The sequence below is a fragment of the Verrucomicrobiia bacterium genome (genome assembly GCA_036268055.1).
Lineage (GTDB): Bacteria > Verrucomicrobiota > Verrucomicrobiia > Limisphaerales > Pedosphaeraceae > DATAUW01.
In genome coordinates this window covers 1-12851 of the sequence record DATAUW010000009.1, presented here as the reverse complement: position 1 = coordinate 12851, position 12851 = coordinate 1, and the positions used below count along the sequence as shown (strand labels likewise).

9 protein-coding genes are annotated in these 12851 nt (G+C 55.9%); 1 reads left to right on the top strand and 8 read right to left on the bottom strand.

All coding sequences use genetic code 11. The annotated features are described in order from the left end of the window. Positions 1 to 174: 174 nt before the first annotated feature. The 3 genes from VH413_03305 to VH413_03295 all read right to left on the bottom strand — a co-directional run bounded on the left by VH413_03305 (position 175) and on the right by VH413_03295 (position 2753). Positions 175 to 624, bottom strand: coding sequence for a (deoxy)nucleoside triphosphate pyrophosphohydrolase (locus VH413_03305; protein HEX3797705.1), 450 nt, complete (start codon positions 622 to 624; stop codon positions 175 to 177). A gap of 34 nt (positions 625 to 658) precedes the next feature. Then, on the bottom strand, positions 659 to 1948 hold the full coding sequence (locus VH413_03300; protein ID HEX3797704.1) for a UDP-glucose/GDP-mannose dehydrogenase family protein: 1290 nt from the start codon (positions 1946 to 1948) through the stop codon (positions 659 to 661). 88 nt (positions 1949 to 2036) lie between these two features. Beyond that, complete coding sequence (locus tag VH413_03295; protein HEX3797703.1) at positions 2037 to 2753, bottom strand: tetratricopeptide repeat protein; 717 nt, start codon at positions 2751 to 2753, stop codon at positions 2037 to 2039. Between the two features lie 139 nt (positions 2754 to 2892). On the opposite strand from VH413_03295, the gene VH413_03290 reads away from it, so the two are divergent. After that, on the top strand, positions 2893 to 3933 hold the full coding sequence (locus VH413_03290) for a hypothetical protein (protein HEX3797702.1): 1041 nt from the start codon (positions 2893 to 2895) through the stop codon (positions 3931 to 3933). A gap of 79 nt (positions 3934 to 4012) precedes the next feature. Here the strand turns inward: VH413_03290 and VH413_03285 are convergent, their stop codons facing one another. The 5 genes from VH413_03285 to VH413_03265 all read right to left on the bottom strand — a co-directional run. Beyond that, entirely contained in the window at positions 4013 to 6859 is a 2847-nt protein-coding gene (locus tag VH413_03285) for a carboxypeptidase-like regulatory domain-containing protein (protein HEX3797701.1), read from the bottom strand. 49 nt (positions 6860 to 6908) lie between these two features. Continuing rightward, positions 6909 to 9191 carry a secretin N-terminal domain-containing protein gene (locus VH413_03280; protein HEX3797700.1) on the bottom strand — a complete coding sequence of 761 codons (2283 nt, stop codon included), beginning with the start codon at positions 9189 to 9191 and terminating at the stop codon, positions 6909 to 6911. Continuing rightward, positions 9188 to 9934 carry a hypothetical protein gene (locus VH413_03275; GenBank protein HEX3797699.1) on the bottom strand — a complete coding sequence of 249 codons (747 nt, stop codon included), beginning with the start codon at positions 9932 to 9934 and terminating at the stop codon, positions 9188 to 9190. The genes VH413_03280 and VH413_03275 overlap by 4 nt, the downstream gene beginning before the upstream one ends. Then, positions 9931 to 11718, bottom strand: coding sequence for a hypothetical protein (locus tag VH413_03270; protein HEX3797698.1), 1788 nt, complete (start codon positions 11716 to 11718; stop codon positions 9931 to 9933). The genes VH413_03275 and VH413_03270 overlap by 4 nt, the downstream gene beginning before the upstream one ends. Before the next feature lie 91 nt (positions 11719 to 11809). After that, positions 11810 to 12851, bottom strand: a 1042-nt coding sequence (locus VH413_03265) for a GspE/PulE family protein (GenBank protein HEX3797697.1), incomplete at its 5' end; no start/stop codon positions are given.

Below are 12851 nucleotides of genomic sequence, written 5' to 3'. Positions count from 1 at the left end.
TATTCTATAGCCACTCAAAGGCGTGATTGCGCTTAATGTCATCATATGATATTGAATGGATCGTTTGGCAGAATCCAAAGACGCGGCAGAAATTGTTCGATTGAAATCGGCGCTCACCCACGGTTTCTACGGGCAATAATTGGATGATTAATGTAATGGCCGAAGCAACGCCTACTATTTCCCAATCCAAAACTCTGGCGTCGCCTGAAGCTTTTGGAGCAGTTGCGCGTCGGCTTCTGGAAAAGTGTAATTTACCAATTCTTCGCGGCGCACCCAAGCTATATCATGCACTGCGAGGGCGCGTGGCTCGCGCTGCAGCCAGTCACAATGAAAGAATTTTAGCTGGACGAGTTTCCCGGGGTATTCGTGTGTGAGCGTTTGTATCAAACCATGAATGGTCACTTCAATGTCGAGTTCTTCGAGAAGTTCGCGATGCAGGCAGGCTTCGTCCGACTCGTCCGGATCACGTTTGCCGCCAGGGAATTCCCACAAGCCACCGAGATGGTCCTGCGGCCGGCGTTGAGTGATGAGCAGCAGGCCGCGACGAAAGATCACACCGGCGGAGACTTCAATCAACTTTCTTTTTGTCTGCGGCGTTCCAGATTGCGGCACATCAGCAGACATATTTCAGTTGCCCAACGCAATAACGTCGCAATTTTTAACGGCCAATACTCTTGTAAATGAATCCGAGGCTTTCCATCTGTTCAACTTCGAAAAGATTGCGGCCATCGAAAAGAATCGGATGCGTCAATGATTTGCGAACTCGCTCAAGGTCGAGCTTTTTGAAGGCGGGCCACTCGGTCGCAATCACCAAGGCATCGCAACCGTCGGCGACGTCGTTCATATCGTCAACATAAGTCACATTTTGCAGGACAGCTTTGGCCTTATCCATCGCCTTGGGATCGTGGACGCGTAGAATGGCTCCCTCTTTTTGCAAACGCTGGCAAAGATCAATCGCGGGCGAAAGGCGGATGTCATCTGTATTCTGCTTGAACGCGAGTCCGAGCACGCCGATTTTTTTATCCTTGAGCACCCACAACGTCTCCTGAATTTTTTTGACGAAACGATCCATCTGCTCGGAATTGATGCGCTGAACTTCCTTGAGCAAACCGAAATTGTAACCAAGCTGCTCGGAGATTTTGATGAACGCGCTGAGATCTTTCGGAAAGCAACTGCCGCCGAAGCCGAGCGACGCATCTAAAAAACGGCGGCCGATGCGCTCATCCATGCCCATGCCGTTGGCGACTTCCTGGACGTTTGCGCCGGTGGCTTCGCAGATGACGGAGATGGCGTTGATGTAGGAAATTTTCAGCGCGAGAAATGAATTTGCGGCGTGCTTGATCAACTCGGCGGAGTTGATGTCTGTCACGATGATAGGCGCATTGAACGGAGTATAAATATCCTTCATCGCCTGCACCGCGCGTGGGGAACGCACGCCGATGACGATGCGGTCCGGCTTCATGAGATCATCCACGGCGAAACCTTCGCGGAGAAATTCAGGATTGCTCGCGACGTCGAATTCCACCTTGGCTTTGCAATAACGCTTGATCGTTTCGGCAACTTTATCACCGGTCTTCACCGGAACCGTGCTTTTGTCCACGATGATCTTGTAGTTCGTCATGGAGGCCGCGATGTCGCGCGCAACTGTTTCGATGAAGCTCAAATCCACCGAGCCGTCCGCTTGCGGCGGCGTGGGCACAGCGATGAAAATAACGTCGGATTTCTCGACGCCTTCCTTGGTTGAACTGGTGAAGCTAAGGCGACCGGCGCCAACTTGTTTTTTGACCAACTCTTCGAGGCCCGGTTCGTAAATGGGTATTCCCCCGCCCTGCAACAGTTTGACTTTGGCTTCGTCGCGATCAACACAAATGACGTTGTGGCCGACTTCGGCAAAGCACGCGCCGGTGACCAAACCAACATAACCAGTTCCAATGATCGTCAGCTTCATAAATTATTAAGGAGTCCGAAAAGCATCAGGCCAAGATTTTAACGGGTATTGCGCGATCACCTTACCGGCGGCAGTGAAACTATTGGCGCTACTTTAAAGGAAGAGGAGTCGCAGAAGGCTTTGGCGCCGCCGCAGGTTTGGTCAGGTTAGGATACTTGGCGAGCAATTCCTGTAATTGAATTCCGGCTTCGGCACTCCAAGTGTCGTTGTTATTGGCGCGCGCCAATTCCTCGTAAAGATGCATGGCCTGCTCGGGCTTGCCTTGCGCGACGTAAAGGCGGGCAAGCGCCGACTTGGCTTGGGGCGTGGTGGAATCCGCAAGGTGGCGTTTGATCAAGTCATCATAAGCGGCGGCGGCGGCATCTACCTTGCCTTGCGCTTCCAGACTTGAAGCGATGCCCAGCAGCGCCTGATTCGCCAGCGGACTTGCGGAATAATCAGACATGAACCGCTGGAAAGTTTTCTGAGCGGCATCGAATTGGCCCGCGTCGAACTGAATGCTGCCGGCGATGAGCAAAGCGCGCGCGGCGCTGCGCGTGCCGGAATAATCGTCGGCGACCTTGATGTACGGAAGCGCATCGGAAGCACTGGGATTCGCGGCGGCTTGCGCGGTCGGAGGAAGTTTCACATTGGAAAAAGCCTCGGCCGCCTGGGACTCGACATATTGCTTGTGCGAGATGAAACCGCCAATCGCGGCGCCGATGACCAGCACACCCACCGAGACCGAGATGACTCGCTGCCGGTTGGCATGATACCATTTGACTAATTGATAGAATTCCGCTGTCCGCGCTACATCATTATCCATAAGTTAGGGCCGTGAATCATCCGTTCTGGAATTAAAAACGCAAGCTTGAAATACGGGTTTTTCGGCCCACAGGAATGGCTCGAATCTTAGCGCAACTTAAATTTGATGGTGGTGTTTGTTTGAAGAGCCAGTATATTGAATGAGCATGAGACGCGGTGGAAAGACTTTAATTTGTCTGCTTTGCATCATTGCGCTGACCCCAAAAGTCCGTGCCGTGGTGAATGATGCGCCTGCATCTGCTCCGGCAACTTCAGAGGACAACGCCAAGGCCACGGACAATTCCGATAGCACTGAGAATCCTGATAGTCCTTATAGCGCGATCTGGTTGCGCAATGTTTTTGACCTGAAACCCGCGCCCCCACCCCCGCCGCCGACAACTGCGACGAATACACCGCCGCCCAATGTGGAATTAACCGGCATCACCACACTTTTAGGCACGAAGCGGGCCTTGTTCATGGTTCAGGAATCGGGAGGACCCGGCAAACCGGCGGGCAAGCCGGAATCTTACATCCTTACCGAAGGCCAGCGGCAGGGTGAATTGGAAGTCCTGGAAATCAGTCCCAAGGCCAAGACCGTCAGGATCAAGGTATCCGACTTGGTTTCGACCATTACTTTTAAAACAAATCAAGTCGCCATCGGTCCGCAAGGCGGCGCTCCGGGAGTTGGCACTTTGCCTGTCGGAGGTATTCCGCGTTCGCCGGGATTTAATCCGCCAGGTTTCAATCCCGCCGGTGGCGTGCCGATGCCCGCCCGGGTAATGCGCCCCGGCGGCGGCGGCAATGGAGCCTACACCCCGCAAGGCGCAAACTACAATCAAGGCGGTTATAATGGCGGATATGCGGGCGGCGGTTTTGGCGGAGTCGCAGGCGGTGGTGTGGCGTCCGCAAACACTCCCGGCTTGGCGATTCCAGGTTTTGGCAGTTCTGCACCGACGCAAACGATGGTTCCGGCCCCCGAAGCGGCGGCGCCGGAAGTGACCGGCGCTATTTTGAATTTGCAAAAGCAGGCGGCGGATAATGCTGGAGTTCCTTTCCCTCCATTGCCGCCGCCTTTTGTAGTTCCTGGAAGTAGTGGAAGTTCTGCTGGAACCGGCAATGAGACTGGTGTCGGCGGTTCAATATCGCCTCCGGCTCCGCCACCGCTGCCCGGTTCTTTCAGTACTGGCACGCTTAAACACTAACAACAGTTGGCGCTTCGCCCAATCTCAATGATGGATAAGCATCATCGAGTCTTTTATCAACTCAGTTAAACTTCTAGTCTCAAGGCGTTACCGCGCGGAAGAAATGGTTCGTCGTGGTATCTAAAGGAATGGGAACAACCGCTGTATTCGTCCCCGGCGTGTTCGTAGAAAAGTCCTGCCAATTTGTGCGATTGACGGAAGATTGGATTCGATACTTCTGGAACGGGATCCATTTTTCGAAGCTTAGGTTCATGGAACCGGTATTTGTCCCGCGCGCAATCGCCAGACTGCTGTTGGTCTCCATCAATCGAAAATTGATATTCCCGACTGTGCCGGAAAGCGACGGCACACTCGTGCCGCTCGGGCTGAAAAGCGCCGCCGGTTGCGCGCTCACCACGTAGCTCGCCGATGGCAAACCATTGATGGTATAATTGCCGCCGGAATCCGTCATTGCGAGATACGAACTCGTCCCGCTCGTCGCGATGACCATGGCGTTGGCGTAAGCACGCGAGCCAGTAGTTCCCAGCATCACCTGGCCGGTGATGGCCCCGCTCGTCGCGCTTCCTTGCGCGGTGAAGACGGAAAGATTCGTCGCTGGTGGTACGCTGACCTGAATGCTCGGTGGCGAGAAGGTAAATCCGGCAGCTTGGGGAGTCACCACGTAAGTTCCCGCAATGAGGTTGAAGGCATAATTGCCATTGGCATCTGTGTGGGTGGTTGCTGACACGCTGGAATTGGCATTCACCGTAATGATCGCGCCGCCATTGTTGGTGATCAATCCAGTGACCAGATAGGTCGGAAGCACGGCGTTGAAATTCAAGTTGGTATTGTCAGCGGTCGGATTTGAGACAAATAAACTTGGGGGGCTGAAGGACGTCGTCGAACTGGGAACCGGGGTGATAATGTAATTTTGCGTGGGCGCATTAGTGAACATATATATGCCGTTCGGCGCGGTGGTCGTCTGCGCAAAAAACGTATTGTTCCCATTATTGGTCACGTACAACGCCACCGTCGCGGTGCTGGTCAGGTTGGAAATAATTCCCCCAAGTGTAAAGGAAGGCGTGGCCAGGAAATTACTCCCAGTGACGATCGGATTGGTATTGGCCAGGGTCACCGTAAAATTGAGGGGATTGAAACTAAATCCGTTCGTCGGCTGCGGGGTCACCGTATAAATATCCGGAGGCAGGTTTGGAAAACTATACACTCCAACTGCATTAGGCATGGCCGTATACGTGAGCCCGCTTCCCACGGCATTGATCGTCACATTCGTATATTCATTGAGCACAAAGTTGCCCACTGCGGGCAGGATTTGCCCGCTGATGCTATAACTCGGTGTGCCGAACTCCACCGCGCCGATGTCGGCGAATTGTCCGATGGGACGCGGAAAGCCCCGCTGGTCGAACGCGGGAAATGCCGTGTTGGTGTTGGTGATGGCATCAATCGCGGGACTGCTCGAATCAAGATAGTAAGTCGAAGTCGGACCGCCATTCGTGGAAAGATTAAACAGGATGGGATCGAGATTAACCTGCGTGGTGGCATTATGGATAACGGGCGTCCCGTCGTCACTGATGTTAAAACCGGCGTCGGTGATATTACCGTAAATGTTTCCACCGTTGGTCACGTAGGCGAGAATCGAATTTGCGAGCACGAACGTGCCCACGTTCACGATATTGCCGCCCACTTCCTCACCGATCAAACCGGTGAAAACACCTCCGGTAAGACCCGAAGCTCCGATATTGCCATTTGTCCCGCCAAACACGGAACCCTCCGCGAAAGTACAGTTGGTTGCGGCAACTACAGATCCAGTGTCGTTAAAAACTGCTGCACCGGCCCCGTTGCCGCCATTGCCTGCCGCACCCGCCAACACCGTCCCGACGCCGCCATTGCCACCGCCGCCACCAATGGCAACATTTTGGCTGAAAGTGCAGTTGATCATTTGGATGTTCGCACTGGCTCCAACGCTATAAATTCCCGCTCCGTCGGCGCTGCCGCCGATGGCGCCGGCCGGGCCGTTTCCATTTCCTCCGGGAGCGCCACCCGCAGTCTGGCTATTGCCGCCTTCACAAAAATTGAAATCAAAAGTGCAGGCTTGAATGAACGCCTTGCCTTGATTGTAAATCGCCGCGCCCAGTGCCAGCCCGCCGCCGCCGCCGCCGCCGGCATAAGCAGTCCCACCCGCTCCATTCGTGCCACCCGTTCCGCCGTTGCCGGCGATGGTTCCATTGCCAGCGAAAGTGCAATTACTCAGCACCAGCGTGCCAAGATTATAAATCGCACCGCCTGAGGCGAAGCCACCATTGCCACCGGAACCACCATTCCCGCCAGTCGAAACGCCGCTGCTTCCGCCACCGCCGCCATTGCCGCCATTGCCGCCCGTCGCGCTGTTCGTAAGGAAAATACAATTAATGACGATGTTGGTGCCCAAATTATAAACTGCTCCACCGAAACCGAAGCCGCCACTCGTGCCGTTGGTTCCGTTGCCGCCAACTTTAAAAGAATTATTTACGCCCGGTCCGCCGTTTGCGCCGTTTGTGCCACGGCTTACGCCGCCACTAATGATCAAATTCTCCATCGTGAATGTGACATTCGATTGAACCTGGAACATATGGCTGGCCGTGCGGCTGCTCGTCGGCCCCTGGATCGTCACGTTGAAATTAGTTTGCGCTTCCAAAATGATATTGCCTGCGATGGACTGCAAGCCGTTCAACACAATCGTGCCGTTGAATTCGCACAGAACCAACTGAGTCGTCGTCAGGCCGCGAAAACCCAGCGCCGTTTGCAGATCATTCACGTTGGCCCGCGTGATAACCACCGGTTGCGGATTTTGCGCCGCAGCGGGGCGCGCGAACATCATCGCAACCAGCGCAAATCCGCAAACCATCCATTGCGCCAGGCGCATTTTAAAAACATCAAATGGATTACTCATAAGTCAGGGGCTGCATTTAAAGCAGCGATAAAATTTAATCAGCCTTCAATTAATAATCCGTCTCTTTCGGCATCTTGAGTTTGTCCGATTGTTTCAACCGTTCGTTGGCATCCAAGCGCTCTTCGCGTTCAGCGGCTTTGATGCCCGGCATCTTGTCGCGCCGATGTGCCGCCACCAGCGCCGCCGCTTCAGGAGTCGGCAGCACGGTTGGACGAATCAGGACGATGAGTTCGACGCGCTTGCTCGAATCCACGGTGCTGCGGAAAAGATAACCGAGCCCGGGAATGTCCTTGAGGAACGGCACCCCCGAACGGCTGGTGGATTTACTCGTGCTGATCATGCCGCCGAGGATGATGGTGTCGCGGTCGCGGACGGAAACCGTCGCCTGCGCGGTGCGTTTGCTCGTGGTCGGCACGGGGTTGCCGTCAATGATCGTGCTCGGCCCAAGCTGCTGGACATCCTGCAAAATATCCATGACCACGAGTCCGTCTGGATTGATCAGCGGCGTCACCTGCAAATTGATGCCGACGAACGTCTGTTGATATTGCGAACTCGCCTGGCCGTTGATGCCGCCGAAATAAGTGCCCGACACTTCGGGAACGGTATCGCCCACCTGCAGTGAAGCTGCGACACCGTGGGAGGTTTGAATAGTCGGACGCGACAACACATTGATGCGGTCGTTGGCTGCGATCGCGGTTATGGTGGCGTCAAAATCACCACCGAATTGCGCGGCGTAGCTCAGGCCACCGGGAATTTGAGAAACCAAGTTGGAACCGGCGGATGCGGCGAAACTTTGCTGATTGAGAAAGGTCCCGTTGTTGATACCGCCGATGCCGCTAAAATAATTTCCCGGCTGGCTTGGATTTAATTGATTGTAACTGACGCCGACCGACTGGCTGTTGTCCAGCGTGACTTCCATGATGATGGCTTCGATGAGCACTTGCGCGAGGACGACGTCCAGTTGGTTCACGATCTTTTTGATCATCGCCATGTCTTCCTTGCTCGCGAAAACCAATAGCGAATTCGTGCGTTGATCCGCGATGATCTTGGTTTTGCCCAGCACCTGGAAATCTCCCTGCCCGGCCGCCTTGGAAATCACCTGATTCAACCGGTCCGTGAAACTCGAAGTGCGCCCCCCGGTCGCGCCAGTGGAACCGCCTAAACCAGTGGAACCTCCAAACCCGCTCGATCCGCCGTAACCGGTGCTACCTCCTATGCCTCCTCCGATTCCACCCCCAAGTCCTCCCAACCCTCCCGTCGTGCCGGTATGTGTTCCGCCCCCTCCGCTATGGCCGATCGTCGTGCCGCCGCCTCCGCCACCGCTCAAGCTGCTCAACGCGCTCGCGATGTCCTGCGCCTGCGCATATTTGATGGGAATAACTTCAGAGTCGTATTCCGACGGCGCCGTGACATCTATTTGCTTGATCAATTCCAGCATGCGTTTCACGTTGGAAGCGTAATCGCGGATGATTAAAATACCGCTGCTGTCAATCGCGAGGATGCTGTTCGGAATTTGCGCCAGCGGCGTCAATACCGGCACCACTTCGCTGGGCTTGGCGTATTGCAACTGCGTGATGTGCGTGATGTATTGATCAGACTCAGGAATCTCCGAATCCGAATTGGTTCCAAACGGTACGGCTTGCGCGGCGGCAAGATTCATTGGCACTGCCTTCACAAACTTGTCACCGACATTGATCATGGTGATGCCATTCATCGCCAGCACACTGTCGAAAGCCTGGATGGCCTCGGTTTTCGTCAGTGCCGTTTGCGTTTTCAAACTGATCGTGATGGGGGGAATTTGCGCGCGCAAAATTGTCCGGCCCACCAGTTCCGCGTAAATCGGCAAGACCTGTTCGATGCTCACCGCTGGAAAATCAATGTCGCCCGGCGGAATAATCGTCTCTGCGGACTTGCCTTCGGTCTCGGTGGCTGTCCCAAGCGGCGGGACATTTGCCCCCTTCACTGCGTTGGCCGCAGCGGCATTCATATCAGCACGGGTCGGGCGTGGACGTCCGCGCGTGCCCGCAGCCGGGAGTGTTGGGAATGCGGGAAACGCGGGAGTCGTGCGATTGGTCAAGGCAGGCGGATTGGCTTGTGCAATGATGGTCGGCGGCGTTGACGAGGGCGTCGCCGCGGCGGGTGGAACCGCCGGGCTTCGCGTGACTGGCGCGGAGGCGGTCACAGTATTGGAATTAGTGAGGCCCATCGCGGTGCGCAACGCATTTCGCATGATGGCATCGCGCGTGGCCGGATCGGTGGAATCGGTGATGGCCGGCGTTTGCGCAAGTGCGCTCGCGCAAGCGACGAAAAGGATGAGGAGAATGGTTTTCACGGTCTGTTTGATTTAAGCGATGCCGTTTTATTGGTGCCGAGGAGTCGGGAAAAGGGATTGGACATGTGATTGCTATGTTCGCGCGGCGGCACATTGGCCGTTGGCGGCTCAACCGGTGGCGTCGGTGGTTTTTGGGCGATGGGAGCGGGCGCGGGCTTCGGCGCCACCGCCACGGTATGCGGCGCAGTGGGGGTTGCTCCACGCACCGGCTTTTTTTTCTGGTAACTCGCCACGAGTGTGACGTTCGCGCTGAGTTCACGATGGCTGGGATCGGGATGCAGGCTCATCGCCCGCACGCGCATCATCGAATTACCCGCGGCGAGACTGTACAAAAATTTCACGAGATTGGTTTCATCCGCCTGGATGGTGATGCCCATTTGCTGCTCGAGAAAAAATTCATTCGTGTGCGTCACCAATGCGCCCTGGTTGACGACGATGATTTTATTGCTGATCGCGCGGCTGTTGTAGAAATGCACGAAATCAATCGCCTGGTCTTCCGGTAGCACGGAGGAACCGTCTGATTGCAGTTCGTTGATCTTGCGCTGGTATTCCGCCTGATGACGAAGTTCCGTGCTATAAACCTCGTTCGTTTTTTCCGTGCGCTGCATGAGCATCGTGTTCCGCGCCCAGTCGTGAAAATGCGACCAGACAAAAAAATAATTGATGATCAGGAACAGCACGACGCCAATGCCCACGAGCCAGCGGCGTTCCTGCGTGGTCAAGCCGGCAAGAAAGCGTTTCATTTCGCCTCCTCCGCACGGGCCAGGTCCCCGTTAAAACTCCATGACAGCGTCGCGCCGCCGGGATTTAATTTGATTTGCGGCAGGCTCAGGGTTTCAAACATCGGCTCGCCGTCGAGCGTGGCCTTGCGCAAGGCCTCGTTAAAATCTGTCAGCGCGCCGCTTTGATCGGCCTGCGCGGTTCCGCTCAAGCTGTAATGTTTGCCGTCCTTGAATTCCAGCGTGCCGATGGAAATATTTTCCGGCAGCAATTCCGCGGTTTTTTTCCAGCAATCGAGCGAGGCAAATTTAAGCGCCTGCCGGTTCTGCAAAATTCCCAACTGCGCCTTGAGTTGCAGCACATTCGTGTAGGCGCGGCTATGGCTCGAGACTTCTTCCACCAAAGTTTCCGCGCGATAACTCTGCACCGCCGCGCCCGCGAGATAGATCGTCACTCCGCCCAGATACGCCGCCAGCACCACACCCAGACCGCGCATCCAAAGGCGGTCCACGAACTCCTGTTGGTAACGTGTGGCGTATTCCGGCGGGAGAATGCCCGCGCCGGACTCGGCCCGCGCGGCGCGATTGGCGTTCAACGTGGCGAGTTGCGTCGGCGGCGCTGGCCGCAACACTTCCAGATTCGTCCCCAGCCACGACCGGAACAACGGCTCCCACGTCACGGCCGTGTCTTCATCCGCGACAAGAAACCAGCGCGGCGCGCTCGTAAGCCAGCCTTCGAGTTCGCCGGACCAGGCCATTTGCGTGAGTTGCTCGCGCAGAACCGCTTCGCGGCGTTCGCCAGCGGGAACGTGCAACAAACCAAGATTCCGCAACGTGCCGCCATACCACCACGCGACCAGCGCGGATAATTTTCCCGTGGTCGCATCAGGATAAATATACGCGCCGTCCGCCTTCACCGCCGTTGCTTGCATCTGGTCGAGGATCGGCAACTCCAAGCGGTCGGCAAGAAACCCCTGCCCTTCAAGTTCGCCTAAAAATTTTTCCACCAGATCGCGCGCCATGATGATGACGATGATCGTTTGCAGATTGTCCACGCGTTGCGGCAGGACTTGAATGCTCCAGACAATTTGTGTGACGGGCAGCGGCGAAAGTTTTTCCAGTTGCAACTCGACCATCGAAAGCGTCTCGTCAAAATCCGCGATCGGCAGTTGCGCGACGCGCAGGAACACTTGCTCAACCGGCAGCCACGCGATGTTCAGCTTGGGTTGAAAGAGCGCGGTCCAATCGCGTCCCACCACGTTCGGAGGCAATGGCGCGGCGGTGGGAATATTTTGATCCTGCGCCAAAGTGAAACCGCCCTTGGCCGCGCCAAAAGACCACAGACGCCGCGATTCCGCGCCGACCTGCAACACATTTGACGACTGCCAGCGTTTCGCCGATGCCCGCGCGGTCTTCGCCGCCACGGCAGAAACCGGCGACGTTTCACCGAACGCTGCGGCTTCTTTCGCGGCCTTCGCTTTTTTGCCGGGAACTTGCAGAAGTCGAACACCGATGAAAAACATCACCAGTTCCGCAATAAAATATTCCGCGAGCGGAGCGATGGCATCCATTGAGATATGGACTTTGGGGGCGGGCGCGGCGGGAGACGCGGTCTTCGGCGCTTTCGGATTTACCGGAGTCTTGGGTGGCGGTGTGACCGCAGCCACCGGAGCGTGCGCTTTTTTCCACAGCGCATATCCCTTCATGCCAGTGTCCGTCATGCCGTAAAGCGCGCCCAGGACAAAAATCAGCCCGAGTGTGAGGCACAACACTGACAACCAGCGGGGGGTGGGTTTATGCGCGCTCATCGGAAAGAAAAATTTTTCGCGATTTTGTCGCGCACCGGTGGCGCAGAAGGACGACGTTGATTAAGACCGATGATCATTGGGTTAAACTTTTTCAGTCGTCCGAAAGCGCGTCCATGTGTTCTTCGATCTGCGTGACGCGTAACACTTCCTCGATGGTGGTCTTGCCCGTTTTGACCTTGTTCCAGCCATCCGTCCGCAAAGTACGCATGCCGTTTTCCATCGCCTTTTGCGCGATGGTCGAGGCCGCGGAACGATTCAAAATCAGCGGACGCAACGTCTCATTCAAGATCAGCAATTCGTAAATGCCCTGGCGTCCCTGATAACCAAGCTGGCGGCATTCCTCGCAGCCTGCGCCGCGCCAGAACTTCGCCGTCTCGATGTCCGCCGCCGGAAAACCGATGCGCTTGAGATAATCGCGCTCCACCTTTTGCTCGGTCTTGCAATGCTGGCAAATATTTCGGACAAGGCGTTGCGCCATGACCGCCTCGACGGACGATGCCACCAGGAACGGCTCGATGCCCATATCAATCAAACGCGTGAATGCGCTCGGCGCGTCGTTCGTGTGGAGCGTGCTAAAAACCAAGTGACCCGTCAGCGCCGCGCGGATGGCGATTTCCGCCGTTTCAAGATCGCGAATTTCCCCGACCATGATCACATTCGGGTCCTGGCGCAAAATATGGCGCAAGCCCATCGCGAATGTCAGCCCGATGTCCGCGCGCACGGCGATCTGGTTGATGCCTTTCAATTCATATTCCACCGGCTCCTCGATCGTGATGATGCGCTTGTGGACGGAATTGATGCTGCTGAGAAACGCGTAAAGCGAAGTGGATTTGCCGGAACCGGTCGGGCCGGTGACGAGGAAAATTCCGTGCGGCTTGAGAATAATATCGCGGATGGCGTTCTCTTCCAATTGCGAGAAGCCCAGCTTGTCCAAGCTCAGGAAAATCTTGCCGCGCGTCAGCAAGCGAAGCGACACGCTCTCGCCATAAACCGTCGGCACCGTGGAAACGCGGATGTCGATTTCCTCGCCTTTGATGCGGACGTTGATGCGCCCGTCCTGCGGCAAGCGCTTCTCGGCGATGTTCATGCCGGACATGACCTTGATACGCGAGATCAACGCCGCCTGATAACGC

What these genes read in the sequence shown, in the direction of transcription:
- VH413_03305 (HEX3797705.1), bottom strand. Translation starts at nt 624, where the DNA reads ATGTCTGCTGATGTGCCGCAATCTGGAACGCCGCAGACAAAAAGAAAG.
- VH413_03300 (HEX3797704.1), bottom strand. Translation starts at nt 1,948, where the DNA reads ATGAAGCTGACGATCATTGGAACTGGTTATGTTGGTTTGGTCACCGGC.
- VH413_03295 (HEX3797703.1), bottom strand. Translation starts at nt 2,753, where the DNA reads ATGGATAATGATGTAGCGCGGACAGCGGAATTCTATCAATTAGTCAAA.
- VH413_03290 (HEX3797702.1), top strand. Translation starts at nt 2,893, where the DNA reads ATGAGCATGAGACGCGGTGGAAAGACTTTAATTTGTCTGCTTTGCATC.
- VH413_03285 (HEX3797701.1), bottom strand. Translation starts at nt 6,859, where the DNA reads ATGAGTAATCCATTTGATGTTTTTAAAATGCGCCTGGCGCAATGGATG.
- VH413_03275 (HEX3797699.1), bottom strand. Translation starts at nt 9,934, where the DNA reads ATGAAACGCTTTCTTGCCGGCTTGACCACGCAGGAACGCCGCTGGCTC.
- VH413_03270 (HEX3797698.1), bottom strand. Translation starts at nt 11,718, where the DNA reads ATGAGCGCGCATAAACCCACCCCCCGCTGGTTGTCAGTGTTGTGCCTC.